This is a genomic window from Halobacteriovorax sp. HFRX-2_2 (assembly GCF_043196705.1).
In the GTDB taxonomy this organism is placed as follows: Bacteria; Bdellovibrionota; Bacteriovoracia; order Bacteriovoracales; family Bacteriovoracaceae; genus Halobacteriovorax_A.
The window spans coordinates 71,617-86,924 of sequence record NZ_JBEBMT010000001.1; the positions used below are offsets into that span (position 1 = coordinate 71,617).

8 protein-coding genes are annotated in these 15,308 nt (G+C 37.4%); all 8 read left to right on the top strand.

Going from position 1 to position 15,308, the window contains the following annotated elements:
• The first annotated feature begins 41 nt into the window (after positions 1-41).
• The 8 genes from ABMA79_RS00365 (at position 42) to metK (ending at position 15,053) form a co-directional block, all read left to right on the top strand.
• Positions 42-1,361 (top strand): glycine--tRNA ligase, encoded by a 1,320-nt coding sequence (locus ABMA79_RS00365; protein WP_392857442.1) that lies wholly within the window; start codon positions 42-44, stop codon positions 1,359-1,361.
• Between the two features lie 63 nt (positions 1,362-1,424).
• Positions 1,425-4,076 (top strand): pyruvate, phosphate dikinase, encoded by a 2,652-nt coding sequence (ppdK, locus tag ABMA79_RS00370; RefSeq protein ID WP_393089356.1) that lies wholly within the window; start codon positions 1,425-1,427, stop codon positions 4,074-4,076.
• A complete protein-coding gene (locus ABMA79_RS00375) occupies positions 4,076-4,963 on the top strand; it encodes a hypothetical protein (protein WP_393089358.1) in 888 nt (295 codons plus the stop codon). Before ppdK ends, ABMA79_RS00375 begins: the two co-directional genes overlap by 1 nt.
• Positions 4,964-5,049: 86 nt before the next feature.
• The gene (locus tag ABMA79_RS00380) at positions 5,050-6,732 is read left to right on the top strand and encodes a hypothetical protein (RefSeq protein WP_393089360.1); all 1,683 of its coding nucleotides are present in this window, start codon (positions 5,050-5,052) and stop codon (positions 6,730-6,732) included.
• A 23-nt stretch (positions 6,733-6,755) separates the two neighbouring features.
• A complete protein-coding gene (locus tag ABMA79_RS00385; RefSeq protein ID WP_393089363.1) occupies positions 6,756-10,592 on the top strand; it encodes a hypothetical protein in 3,837 nt (1,278 codons plus the stop codon).
• A gap of 72 nt (positions 10,593-10,664) precedes the next feature.
• Positions 10,665-12,089 carry a UDP-N-acetylmuramate--L-alanine ligase gene (gene murC, locus ABMA79_RS00390; protein ID WP_393089366.1) on the top strand — a complete coding sequence of 475 codons (1,425 nt, stop codon included), beginning with the start codon at positions 10,665-10,667 and terminating at the stop codon, positions 12,087-12,089.
• Positions 12,073-13,767 carry a hypothetical protein gene (locus ABMA79_RS00395; RefSeq protein WP_393089369.1) on the top strand — a complete coding sequence of 565 codons (1,695 nt, stop codon included), beginning with the start codon at positions 12,073-12,075 and terminating at the stop codon, positions 13,765-13,767. Before murC ends, ABMA79_RS00395 begins: the two co-directional genes overlap by 17 nt.
• A gap of 119 nt (positions 13,768-13,886) precedes the next feature.
• A complete protein-coding gene (gene metK / locus ABMA79_RS00400; RefSeq protein WP_392857430.1) occupies positions 13,887-15,053 on the top strand; it encodes a methionine adenosyltransferase in 1,167 nt (388 codons plus the stop codon).
• The last annotated feature ends 255 nt before the right edge of the window (positions 15,054-15,308 follow it).

Sequence of the window (15,308 nt, forward strand, 5' to 3'; positions counted from 1 at the left end):
AGGTATACTTTGTGCAATTATTTACCATAGTAGGGGGCATTGTGTCAGAAAGTAATATTAAGGACATGCAGCAAATTGTTAGTCTAGCTAAACGCCGTGGATTTATTTTCCAAAGTTCGGAAATTTATGGCGGTCTATCTTCTTGTTGGGATTACGGCCCATACGGAATTGAGTTAAAAAGAAACTTAAAGAATAAGTGGTGGAAGGCCATGACTTTACGTTCAGATATCGTTGGTGTTGATGCTTCGATCTTCATGCACCCACAAGTTTGGAAAGCTTCAGGTCACGTTGATGGCTTCAATGATCCTATGGTTGATTGTAAGCAATGTAAGTCACGTTTCCGCGAAGATAAAATTGATACATCAGCTCCATGTCAAAACTGTGGAGCAGTAGGTGAGTTCACTGAACCACGTGACTTTAACCTAATGTTTAATACGCAAATGGGTCCAGTAGAAGACTCATCAGCTAAAGTTTACCTAAGACCTGAAACAGCTCAGGGGATCTTCGTAAACTTCCTAAATGTACAATCAACAATGAGAAAGAAGCTACCATTTGGTATTGCTCAAATTGGTAAAGCGTTTAGAAATGAAATTACTCCAGGTAACTTTATTTTTAGAACTCGTGAATTTGAACAAATGGAGATGCAATATTTCATTAAGCCAGGTACTCAAATGGAGGCCATGGAGCAGTGGAAAGAGATTCGTTGGAATTGGCACTTATCAAATGGACTACGTCCTGAAAATTTAAGATGGCATCCACACTTAGGAGATGAGCTTGCTCACTACGCTGATGCTGCGGAAGATATTGAGTATAAATTCCCACATGGTTGGGATGAGATGGAAGGGATCCACTCAAGAACAGACTTCGATCTACGTCAACACGAAGAGTTCTCAGGGAAGAACTTAAAGTATACTGATCTACAGGATGGGAATAAAAAATTCCTTCCATACGTTCTAGAAACATCTGTTGGTTGTGATCGTTCACTTCTAGCAATTATGTGTGATGCTTTTAGAATTGAAAACGAAGGTGATAAAGAGAATGAAAGAGTGGTAATGAAGTTCCACCCATCTCTTGCTCCTGTTAAAGTTGCTGTTCTTCCATTAACAAAGAAGTTAAATGAGCCAGCAACAAAACTATTTAATGAACTTCAACAAGAATTTGCTGCTGAATACGATGTAGCAGGATCAATTGGTAAGCGCTACCGTCGTCAAGACGAGATCGGAACTCCGTTCTGTATCACTTTTGACTTCGATTCATTAGATGATAACGCTGTTACAATTCGTGACAGAGATTCCATGAATCAAGAGCGTATCGCCCTCGATCAAGTTAAAAACTATTTAAGAGATAGAATCTACATTTAAAATATTTTTTTGAAAGGCCACAGATTCGTGGCCTTTTTTCTATACTAAGCAAGGAGCGCAGTTATGAGTAAATGGGTTTACTCGTTTTCAAAAGAAAAAACTGAAGGTAATAGAAGCATGAAAAATCTTCTAGGTGGTAAAGGTGCCAACCTAGCTGAAATGTCTGCTCTTGGATTACCAGTCCCTCCAGGTTTTACAGTAACAACTGAAGCCTGTATCGATTATCAAAAAGCAAACACTATAAATGAAGAAATTAAGTCACAAGTTGTTGAGGCCTTAAAGCTTGTCGAGTCATCAACTGAGAAAACATTTGGTGGTGGAGAGAATCCACTTCTTTTCTCTGTTCGTTCTGGAGCAAGAGTCTCAATGCCTGGGATGATGGATACTGTTCTTAACTTAGGTTTAAATGATGAAACAGTAGAGGCCCTTGCAAAGAAATCTGATAATGAAAGATTTGCTTGGGATTCATATAGAAGATTCATTCAGATGTATGCCAATGTTGTTATGGGAATGAGCCACTCTCTTCTTGAGTCAACTCTAGAAGACTTAAAAGAAGCAAAGGGCGTTGATTCTGATACAAAATTAGATGCAAAAGACTTTAAAAACTTAGTTAAGGTTTATAAGCAAATTATTGCTCAAGAAACTGGAAAGCAATTTCCTACTGATCCAATGGAGCAATTATGGCTAGCAATTGAGGCCGTCTTTGGTTCTTGGAATAACCCACGAGCAATTAAATATCGTCAGCTGAATAATATTCCAGGAGACTGGGGAACTGCAGTAAATGTGCAGGCCATGGTTTTTGGTAATATGGGTGATGACTGTGCAACAGGTGTTTGTTTCACTCGTGATCCATCAACTGGAGATAAGAAATTCTTTGGTGAGTATCTTGTTAATGCTCAAGGTGAAGACGTTGTTGCAGGGATTAGAACACCGGCACCAATTAATGAATGTTCAAAGAATGATTCAAATAGAAATGAAAAAACTCTTGAAGAATATATGCCTAAGGCATTTGCTGAACTTACAGATCTTTATCAGCAACTAGAGAAACATTACAAAGATATGCAAGATATCGAATTTACGATTGAAGCAGATAAGCTTTATCTACTACAAACTCGTAATGGAAAGAGAACAGCAGCGGCCGCTTTAAAGATTGCTGTTGATCTTGAGAAAGAAGGGATTGTGACGAAGGAAGAAGCAATTATGCAAATCGATCCTGAAGCACTAAATCAACTTCTTCACCCAAGACTTGATCCAGATGCAACGAAGAATATTATCGCTAAAGGTCTTCCAGCTTCTCCTGGTGCAGGTGCTGGGAAAATTGTTTTCCACTCAGACGATGCAACTAGTATGCATGAAAATGGGGTGAAAGTTATTCTTGTTCGCCAGGAAACTTCTCCTGAAGATATTGCGGGAATGGCAGCTGCTCAAGCGATTCTAACTGCACGTGGTGGGATGACTTCTCACGCGGCCGTTGTTGCTCGTGGAATGGGGAAACCATGTGTTGCAGGATGTTCTGAAATTTTAGTTGATAGTAAAAATCGTACAATGATTGTTGGCGATAAAAAATATGTTGAAGGTGACTTCATTACACTTGATGGTGGAACAGGTGAAGTTATTGAAGGTGAAGTACCAACTCTTGATGCTGAAATCAATGCTGACTTTGCTGAGTTCATGTCTTGGGCAGATGAGATTAGAACGCTAAAAGTTCGTACTAATGCTGATAACCCTGAAGATAGTGAAACGGCCGTAAAGTTTGGTGCAGAAGGTATTGGTCTTTGTCGTACAGAACATATGTTCTTTGAGCCGGAAAGAATCCTTGCAGTTCGTGAGATGATCTTTGCTGATTCAACGATTCAAAGAGAAAAGGCACTTGCAAAACTTCTTCCGTATCAGAAAGAAGACTTTAAGGGAATCTTTAAGGCCCTTGATGGTATGCCTGTTAATATCAGACTTCTTGATCCGCCTTTACACGAGTTCTTACCTCATTCTGATGAAGAGAAAAAAGAACTTGCTGAGTATATTGATGTAGAAGTAAAAACTATTGAAGATGGATGTGAAAGACTTCACGAGTTCAATCCAATGCTTGGTCACCGTGGTTGTCGTTTAGGTATCACTTATCCTGAGATCTATACAATGCAGGTTACTGCTATTACTCAAGCTGCTCTAGAATCTCTTGCTGAAGGCATTGATGTGAGACCTGAGATTATGGTTCCTCTTGTAGCAACAGCTAAAGAATTATCAATTCTTAGAGAAATCTTAGTGGCAACAATTGATAAGACAAAAGGTGATAAGGAATTTAAGTACAAGTTAGGAACAATGATTGAGCTTCCACGTGCAGCGATTACTGCTGCAGAGATTGCTGATCATGCAGACTTCTTCTCGTTTGGAACAAATGACTTAACTCAGACAACTTTTGGTCTTTCTCGTGATGATGCTGGACGTTTCTTAACTGAGTATATTTCAAAATCAGTTCTTCCAAATGATCCATTTGTTTCACTTGATCAAGAAGGTGTTGGTTATCTTGTTAAGTTTGCAACTGAGCAAGGACGAAGTGCTAACAAAGAAATTCACGTTGGAATTTGTGGTGAGCACGGAGGTGAGCCTCAGTCAATCGACTTCTGTCATCGAATTGGATTAGACTATGTATCTTGTTCGCCTTATCGAGTGCCTATCGCTCGTCTGGCAGCTGCTCAGGCCGTAATTCGTAACAAGTAATGTCGATAGAAGAATTAACAAAAAAAATAAAAGCAGAGTTTGGCAGTTATAATTTTAACTGCCTTGCTTTTGCCTATATTGATTTTAAAAATGAATCTTATGAATCATTTTCATTTTTTGAAAATCCTTTTTTAAAAGGTCAAAGAGTTTACTTTGATCTTGCTTCTCTGACAAAGCCGTTAACACTTGGTTTTGCCTATTTAAATAAACCTGAAATATTTTCTGAAGAGATGAAGCTTCTTTTAAATCATCGAGGTGGATTAAACTCTTGGGGAAGGATTTCTTTTGATAATTGGCGAGAACAAATTCTTTCTTATCCTGTTAAAGAAAGTGAGACTCTTTATTCTGACTTCAGTGCTCTAAGGCTTCAGCTTGAAATTGAAAAGAAGCATGGGCTCTATGATCTTGTCTCACCAATGTGGGATGAAGAGATTAAGCACTGGCTAGATATTGAAGATGAGGTTTGTGTTCCTACTGGCCGTAGAAATAGAGAGATCATCGATGGAGAAGTGCACGATGATAACGCTTTTGTTATCGCTGAGAAAGTTTCTCATGCAGGACTTTTTGGAACAATTGATGGTGTTTGTAAAACACTCTTAAAAGCAAATTGTGAATACCAGTTAATTAGTAAAACGAAGCGTGAAAGCGATCAGCGATTTATTAATGGTTGGGATAGCGTGACAAACCCTGAAACTTCTCTTGCTGGTAAGTGTTCTAATAAAGATACTTTTGGTCATCTTGGTTTTACTGGGACATCAATTTGGATCGAGCCCCATTCACAAAAAGGTGTCGTGATTCTAGCAAATGAAGTCATTAAATATTGGTATGATCGAAAGAAATTGAGCGAAATACGAAAGGAAATTGCAAATACTTTCTTTTGTAAGTGATTGATTTTACTCTTTGTCTTACACCTTAAATTAAGAAATTGTTAATAATTGCCGATAAATATCAAGTATTTTATCGGAGATGAAAAATGGGACTCGTCCTTAAGCGATTTCAATTATTATTTTTAGTACTTTCGTTCTTACTGGTTTCTTGCCAGCAAACGAAAAGATCAATTTCTAGTATCGAAGACCAGGTTGATAATCAACCGGCGCTTTATTTGAATACGATTACAGAAGCACCTGATCTATTTGACCGAAATCTCGAAGAGTTAGTTGCACATTATAATGTTAATCTGCAAAAACGAGCTTATGACTCGAGTGAAACGAGGGCAGTTATGATCTCGCTAGAGTCAATGGAGCTTCCAGAGGGACAGGCCTTTGCAATTGATACAACAATTGAAGGTAATGGTGTTCATGTCTTAAAAGTTATTCGTTCGACAAATGATGAGGCCATGACTAAGTCATCTAAAAGTCTACTCTTCAACTTTCTTTCTGAAATTAATGAAAGGAAGAATATTGTAAATATCTATTCATTCTTTGAAATTGCTCACAATGCTAAAGCAGGTGATCTTCGTGCAAAGATTGCCTTAGAAAATTTAAAGATGAAGGCATTAGGTGATTCTGCAATTTATGATGAAGATCGCAAAATTATTGAAGAAGGTATCTCTGAACTAGAAAGCGATTTTAAGGTTGTAAAAAAAGAAATGAAGGCCAAAGAAACAGCTCGTAAGAGTGCAATGGCCGCACTTGATAAAGCTGCTGAGAATCATCAGTTAAAGGCATTAATTCAAAATAATGATCGCAAAGGTGTTGCAGATCTTTTAGAGAAATATCTTCCTTGGGAACAGATGACTCCAATTGAAGATTCATATTGGAATCATATTCTTAAGCGCATGAGAAACCCAATCCCTGCAAAAGATAAGGTTCTGGTTTACCGTGGGACATACGGTGACCGCTTATTTCCTCAGATTGTTGATGGCCAAGAGCTTGAGTATGAAGATGCTGTAAAGAAAGCAAACCTTGGTTCGATGTCTACTATCTTAACTCGAAATCAAGGAACTTATAATCGTAGACTTCGCTCTCTTCAAACAATGTATGGAAAGAAAATTGCTTCTAATCCAAGTAATACAGATTCTAAATTTGTTGAAACTGCACGCCTAACAACAATGCTTAGGCAGCACTCTATTGAAGCGCAGGGAAGTCCATTCCTTTCGTTCACTTCAAACTTTGATACAGGTTATACCTTTGGATTTTCAATAGCGGATGACAAAACAGTTGCCGACGCTAAAGGGGCCATGGGGGCATTCTTAATTGATCCAGAACTTCTGATGTTTAATCAAATGTCTGGGTTTAAATCTGAGATGGAATACTTAGCACCATTAATTACGTTTCCTGATGAAATGGTCGGCTTCTATGATGAAGACTATATGGAAAAGGTTAATCGTTCAGCAATCAAAGATGCACTTCATGATGGCCTTAAGAAAGAAATGGTTAGGATTTATGGAGATGCACAAGGTCCGGGAATCGCTGATGAAATCCTTTCTCGTTCAAGTGAATTTAATGATTATGAAAAGGCATATCTTGTTCCAAAATTAAAAACAAACTTAACTGGGGCAACTAATGAGAATGTCGGAATTGCAAAGAAGATTAGTAACTTCTTTAGTAATTTAAAGAATAAGTTTTCTTCTTCTAGTAAGGGGAAAGTTAAAGTGATCGATGAAATGCCTAAGATTAATAATTGTTTATACGCTATTAAGAGCTTCTTACAGTAAAAGAGGCAATAAAAGAGGAATTCATGCATAAGAAAGCATTTGGTTTACTTTCCGTCTTACTTCTAACACTTACTGTACTTACACAGTATTCGCAAGTAGATCGTTCTGAGTATTCATACTTCAGCACTCGAGCACCTGCTTCCGTTGCTGATATGGAACGTTTAGAGACGTTACTAGCTGTTGATAAACTCGATTACTATATCGGTGAATATATCAATAACTTCGGTAAGAAGATTGATGATGAAGCACTAGGAGAACTTAAGAAAGTTGAGCTTGATTATATTATTGATAAGTACTCAACTGACTCTCGAATCTTTGATGCAAAGAAATACGATGCAATTATTTATGATATCTTAAAAGATCGTCTAGGTAAGAAGCCTTCTGGGACAAAGGTTAGTTATGAGTGGGGTTATAACTTCTTTAAAAATAAATTAAATGAAGGTTTTACTCTTCTTGATTCTAAAATAAAACCAAAAGATGACTCTGCTATTACTAAAGTAGAACCAAGGTCTGAATTTACTCTTCCTGATCAAGGAATTAAAAATGGTGAGCTGACTTTAGATGCTGATCACTATATTTCAAACCGTACGACACGTGCTGTTTTCTGGGAAGCAGTTGAAAGTAATCGTGATGTTGAATTTCACCTTGAAAACTCTAGAGAGTTCTTAAAGAATTTACAGGCCAATGGTGGTCAGATACTTAAAGAAATTCGTCCATTTGCAAATAATTACAATAAAATCTATGCCGTTCAATACCCTGGTGAGTCGACTTATCGTTATGCGATTACAGCAATCGGTGGAAAAGATCGACTAAATCACCTAATGCTACAATTTGGTCTATCTAAGAGAGGACATACAGTAACAAATAAGGTTCGTATCTTTGGTGATCTTGATGACACTCATAAGATGATGGAAGATGAGCTCTCTGGGATTTTTAGACACCTACCAAAGTCTGAAAGAGTCATTATCGGACAAAAAGGTGCTATTGAGAGAACTTTTGAAACGCTGTGGAAAGTTCGTGCTCTTAAAAATCTATACGATGACGAGCCAGACTTGGTTCTATCTCACATCTCAGATAAGTTAAAAGATTCTTTTAAAGATCTCATGGCCGATGGAGATATCAAGAAATACGATATTTTCAAAAATAAAAAAGATATTGAAACGGCCTTTACGAAGCTAGAAAAGACAATCAAGGGCAAAGGAATTGAGCCCTTTGAGTTTAAGAAATATGACTATGATAATTATGTTATTTCGATGTCAGACATTGTCTTTAAAAACTCTGAAGGAGAAGACGTTGTATGGCGTGTTGTTGCAAATAGTTGGGGAGATGAAATTTCGCCACTTGCAAAGGCACTGAAAAATACAGGTCATAAGAATATTACATATATTGGAACAGCTGGAGCATTCCCAGAGAAAGGGTATAGTGTAGGTGATCTTGTTATCCCTTCACATACGCGTTTAGATGGTGAGAGTAAGAAGCTTCGTGGAACAATTATGGATATTGATGGTGCCAAAGTTGGTGGTACTGTTGATCATGTATATTCTCCATTTATTGAAACAAATGAGTGGTTAGAAGAAAGTTCAAGTCATTCTGATTTTGTCGAAGTTGAAGTAAGTCACTTAAGAAAAATTTTAAATGGACAAGATGACGATCTTCAAGCCTATCTACTAATATCAGATGTTCTTAAGTCGGAAGGTGAGACTCTTGCTTCTGCAACTGGAGCTAAAAGAAGAAACTCTCTTAATAAACTTCTCTATGCAATGCTTGATAGAGATAAGGTTGGGATTCCACAAGGTGTAAATACTGCTGATAACCATATTGGAATTCTAAGAAGTACAATCGATAAAGTACTTGGAAATAAGGCCAACACTCTAAAATACTATATTTTCTCTATGCTAAAGGATAGTAAGAATGTCTCTGAGGCGGAGATTCAAGCGGCAGTAGATTCTGTTGATAATTTTAGCGACAACTATTTTACAAAGAGAATTACAGAATCTTCTGAGGTCTCGAGTTATGTTCTAAGGAAATTAGAAGAATTTGGGCATATGCCTAAGATTTCTGTTGATAAAGAGTTTGTCGACGGAAAGTGGCACCCAAAAACTGGTAAGATTATTATTAATATTCATGCTGACACACAAGAATTAGTGGATCAGTATAAAGAAGCTGCTAAAGATTTTGAAAATGAAATTGCAAAGGTTTCTAAATTTTGTGAAATCAATTTCATAAGAGGACCTCCTTCTGAGGAATTTGTTACAATTCCAAAATACGTAGGTCTTGACAGTGACTTCCTTGTAAATCTTTATTCACAATCAGCATTTAAACAAGCCGGTCTTGATGCCCAAGTTACTTATAATGGTAATTTAAAATTTAATTTCTTACCAACTGTTAATAACTCAGATGTTTGTGTTGATGAAAAATTCTGCCATCTTTCATTCTTTAAACCGGATCAGGCGACAAAAGACTTATTAGTTGATTTTGACTCACACACAAAATTCAAAGCACAATTTAATAAAGATCCAGTTGAGATGTTCAATGAAATGATTAAAAGGGCAAATCAAATTACACAAACAAATTATAGCTTTGAAGTCGTCGTTGAAAAGAATGCGACTCTTGAAGATGGAAAGCTTGCTGAAATTGTTCCAGATATTGATCCTGAGAAGGGACTTCTTGTAAAGGTGCGCCTTACGGAAGAAGGGTATAATAATCCACTTGTCCTCTTAGAAGAGGCCATTCACGTGAATCAAATTACACGTGGAGATGACTTTTTAAAGCATCCCGTTTTTTGGGCCGAAGCCGCTTTAAATGCAAAACATGGATCAATGCGTTCTCGTGAGTTCTTAGCACGAGCAGAAGTGGATGCAATGGATAAATTATCTAATCTAATGAGAAGTAAATTTGCCGGAAATGCAGATGCAGCACTTAGTAAAATTGAACAATATGCAGAAATTAGAAAGGCACATGCAGCAAAGATTGCAAATAATCTTAAGAAGAAGGTACGTGCTGAAAAAACGATTCGTAATGGTTTAGCTAAACAATGGAAAGCTCTTCATAAGGCGCTTGAGGCGCAAGATCTCAAACTAGATGATTATATTGCTTCTAATAATCGCAAAAAAGTGGCCGAGTTAATTGAAGCGTATATGCCATGGGAACAAATGGAGCCAACTGAGATTGCAGCATGGCAAAGATGGGTAAAGGAAATTGAAAATCCTAGTGATGACTTCTTTGTGAGCTTTAGAGGCTTAGGAGATGACCTTGTTCGTGAGTCCAATGATGGTGGCCACTTCTTAATGGCCAAGCTTCTAACAAAGAACCAGGGGAGTTACACGAGAAGACTGCGTTCGTTAAAAACCTACTTTGATAAGAAAATTAGCAAGAAAGCAGGTGTACATATGCCAGTTGAGTTTCAGTCTCTTGCTGGTGTTTTCAAAGGGCATAGTGTTGAGCCATTAGGTTCTCCTTATTTATCGGGATCAGTTCTTTCTGTTGCGGATAATTTTGCTAGTGAATACCACGGCCAAAAAATAGCGGCATTAAAGATGTCTCAAAATAGAAGCTTATTAAATCTTGTTTCAAATTATAATGAACTAGAAGAAATGATCCCACTGATCGTCTTCCCTGATGAGATTATTTCAATTGAACCAGCAGGAGATATTGAAGCAATTCAGGATTCAGTAGAAGAAAAAATAGGACGTCTTCTTAAAGAAACAGAACTTGAAAGATCAGCGGTGCAGGCCGATAGTGATTACAAAGTTAGAGCAACGCTTGAGTGGTGGAAACAAATTGATCCAACCGGTATCACGCCAACAAATTCTACCAAGACTTGTAAGGATGTAATTAAGATGTTCTTATCTCAACAGTAATTAGTTGATCATAATATTTACCCTTACCCTTTGTCCGAAAAACGGTTAAAATTGACGGATAAAGGGTAAGTTATGAATTTAGAAAATTACAAAGATATAAATGCACTATCTGCATTGAAAGAATCAAATAAATTTAAAAAGGTGTTCTTTTACCGTATTTGCGGGACGGGAATGGGAGCGGCTGCATGCCTTCTTAAGGAAGCTGGGTTTGAGGTCGCTGGTGCGGATCGCATGTTCTATCCACCAATGAGTACCTATCTAGATAACTCGGGTATTGATGTTTATAAATTTGAAGAACACAATATTGAAGAGATTATTAAAGACTACGATTTAATCGTTGTAGGAAATGTCGTCGCAAGAAATTCTGATGATGCAAAATTTATTGAAGAAAGTGGCCTTCCATTTTGTTCATTTCCGGCGGCAATAGGAGCCTTAGTTTTAAAAGATAAAACCGTTGTTGGTATTTCTGGAACTCATGGAAAGACAACAACAACATACTTTGGTGTTCAACTTTTTGAAAAACTAGGAATGGAACCTGGTTATCTCATTGGTGGGGTAATGGATGAGCGTCCACCTGCTAGAGTGGGAAAAGGTGATTACTTCTTTATTGAATCTGACGAATACGATTCTGCATACTTTGAAAAATTCTCAAAGTTTCGCTCTTACTATATCAATAAATTAATTATCACATCACTTGAGTTTGACCATGCTGATATTTTTGAGTCAATTGAAGATATTAAAAATGAGTTTAAAGCAATTCTTCCAAGTGTCGACGAAGTGATAGCTTGCTCAGAGTGGCAAAGTATCAATGATCTAAAGGTCACGGATAAGTCTTGGTCAGAGTATGATCGTGAAAATGTAAAAATCATTAATGTCGAAAATGGCCTGACTTCGTTTTCAATGAAATGTTCAGTTGGTGAGCATGAGTTTAAAACAAACCTAATGGGCCATCATAATATTCTTAATCTAGCGTCAGTTATTATTGTCGCTTTAAAAGCTGGAAAGACTCCAGAAGAAATTCAGGCCGGCATCTTAGATCTTAGAATGGTGCAAAGAAGGCAGGAAGTAAAAGGTGAGTTCAATTCTTCGCCTATTATTGACGACTTTGCTCACCACCCAACTGCCGTCCAAGAAACGTTGCATGCAATCTCCTTAAAATATCCAGGAAAGAAGATACATGCTTATCTTGAACCAGGCTCAGCAACTGCACGTAGTGATCTTTTCCAAGAAAGATTTGCGGACTCTTTAAAGGGCGCGGCCAGTGCAACAATTATCAAACCATCACGTCCTACAACGGCAAAGGGCCAAGGTGATCTTGATGTTGATAAGCTAAAGTCTGACTTAGAAAAAAGTGGAATAAGAACTAATATTGTAACAGAGTTAGAACCTTTGATTACGTTAATAAAGGAAAATAGCAGTGAGCAGAGTGTTCAACTTGTTATGAGTAATAGTTCTTGTCTAGGTTTATGGAGTAGCGAGTTTGTTAAAACACTTTAAGACAACTCTTCCATTTCTCATCGCTTTTACAAGTTTCTCTGGGCAGTTTGCTCACGCAAAGAACTTATCTGATACACAAGTGATCAATGAGTATATGAAGCTTCATCGCAAGCAGTATAAAACAACATGCTCGATGAAAATTTATAACGAGTCTCAAAAGCTTTATAAGAATTTCTTAGGGAATGGAATCTTTATTCCTTTTCAATTAAGTGGAGATCTCGATGAAGGAACAATCAAAGAATACGTTCCTTTAATGAAGAAGAAGAGAGAGTGGATTAAAGGTGTTAATGAACGCCTTTCTAAAATGCGCTCTTTTAGAAATGTTCTTGCCCGCAATCGTGAGATCCAAAGTCAATTTGAAAAGGCCATGCGCCACAATTATAAGTATCGCTATATCAAGGATCTAAAGGCTAAGTCTCATGTGGCCCTAAAATCAAAGAAAGAGGTCAAACAATTTCTCAAAGATCTTGAAAGATATCTAAATAGCCTCTTTTTCTTACAGTCTTTTAACTTCCCTGTTGATCACCTACATTTAAGAAGTGAGTACGACAAGGTTAAGGACCTAGAAACAGCAGAAGGAAAACAGAAGTCAAACTCTGCATACTTACTGAGAAAAATTGTTGAAGACGGAAGTGTTGATCCAAAAAAAGGTCGATCTGATTTAAGTCTTCGCTCTCTGATTGACTCAGTCTACCTACGTATTGTTGGCTTTGACCAACCATTCTTAACTGAAGATCTTCGTTATGATATTTCTGATTTAATTTCTCGTCTCGATGGGGTCTTAAGAAAAGGTCATAAGAAGACTTATGCTAGAACAAAGTACTGGCAAAAAAAGATCATTGAACGTGAAGACTATTACGTTGACCTACTCAATAAGAGTAAAACAAAAGATGATATCTTAAAGAAAATCTTCGAAGATAAGAATCAGGCCCGCTATGCCTTAAGCCAGTATATCTATGACAAAGAGGCCTTGGTTTATAAATTTTGGAAAAGACAAAAAGAGATTTATCGCAAGCTATATGCACTTGAAACGATTTTGATTCATGAAGTTGGACGCCTCGATGATAACTATGGAAGTGAAAGAAGAGATGTGGCCAAGGTTGTAATTAATCGAGTGACAAATCCTGGCTATAATACGATTGAAAGTGATGAACCATTCTATCAATCTCTTGTTAAAGCAGGTGTAAAGAATACTGAAAAGTATCCGTGGCTTAATGTACTCTTTAAAAGAGGCCAGTTTTCATTTACATACTTTTTTATTCCTGCTTCGAAGGGAATCTTTTGTCCTGACCAATCAAAGTCTGCACGAAAGTTAATGCGTAAGAACTTAAAAATGATTTTGGATGAATTACATAATCCAGATAAAGACTTCAAGGCAACACGTTACTTCTCAAGAGCTTCAATGCTTGGAAGAATGGATATGTCTTCTTTGTGGGATGAGTACTCTAGTATGGAAGAGCGTCCAGGGCCTTTAATTCACAATACCACGCGATTAAAAACATTGCTTACTCGAAAGAACTTGAACTACTTATATTCTTTTAAAGATAGTGGTGAACATAATTACGATGTATATCGCTATAAAAATAAAGTTTATGTACATTCGGCCAAAAGCGGTAAGTTCTATCAATACCGTAATCCTCATTATTTCAAATACTTCGTAAAGAAGGATGATTACTAATTTTTATTGAGTATAAGCTATTGAAAATAGTAGTTGAAACTAGTTGTTAAAACGCGCTAATAGCAGTATATTCATACAATTATTAGTGTATTAATTATTTATAGCTAGGAGATGAGGCAGTGCTAAAAGATTTTACATTCACTTCTGAATCAGTAACAGAAGGGCACCCTGATAAAATTGCGGATCAAATCAGTGATGCGGTACTTGATGCGATGTTAGAACAAGATCCAAAATCTCGTGTTGCTTGTGAAACTATGATCACAACAGGTCTAGTTGTTCTTGCAGGTGAGATTACTTCTACAGCTAATATCGATTTCCAAGAAACAGTAAGAAATAAAATTAGAGAGATTGGATACGATCACTCTGATAAAGGTTTTGATGCTAATACTTGTGGTGTGATGGTTGCTCTTGATAAGCAATCACCAGATATTGCTCAAGGTGTAAACGTTGGTGAAGGTACATATACAGAATTAGGTGCTGGTGACCAGGGTCTAATGTTTGGTTACGCTTGTAACGAAACTGATAACTACATGCCAATGACAATTGATCTTTCACACAGACTTGCTGAAAGACTTTCAGAAGTTAGAAAGAATGGAACTCTAGGTGAGCTTAGAGCTGACGGTAAAACACAAGTTTCTGCACAGTACGAAGATGGTAAGCTATCTCGTATCGATGCAATTGTTGTTTCTACTCAACACTCTGACAATATGACTCTTTCACAAGTTCAAGAAGCAGTGAGAGAAGAAGTTGTTAATAAAGTTGTTCCAGCATCACTTGTTGATAACAACACGAAATACTTCATTAACCCAACTGGTAAATTTGTTATCGGTGGGCCAATGGGTGACTGTGGTCTAACTGGTAGAAAGATTATCGTTGATACTTACGGTGGTCACGGTGCTCACGGTGGTGGAGCATTCTCTGGTAAAGATCCAACTAAGGTAGACCGTTCAGCAGCTTATGCAACAAGACAAATTGCTAAGCACATCGTTGCTGCAGGTCTTGCTGATAAAGCTCTAGTACAAGTTGCATATGCAATTGGTGTTGCTGAGCCAATGTCACTTCTTGTTGATACTTTTGGTACAGAGAAAGTAGACGTTGCTAAGATTAACAATGCTGTTAACCAAATCTTTGATATGAAGCCAGCGGCTATCATCGAAAGACTTGATCTACTTAGACCAATCTATTCTCCAACTGCTGCTTACGGGCACTTTGGTAGAACTAAAGATGGTTTCTTTCCTTGGGAAGAGCTTTCTTACGTAGAGAAGTTAAAAGCTCTTTGCTTATAAGCATCCGCGAAATTGGCCGCCCTAAGGCGGGCTATTGTTTGCGGCGCTAGGCCACTTCGCAATGAAATTAAAGAATATATTCAACAAGCCGGGTTCAAGCCCGGCTTTGTTGTTTCAAGGCCAATGGGAAAGTCATTGAAAGTAATAGGAGCCTTTCTTTTTTTTCAAATGCGACTATACTTATCCTATGAATGAAGCATCCGCGAAATTGGCCGCCCTAAGGCGGGCTATTGTTTGCGGTGCTAGCCCACTATT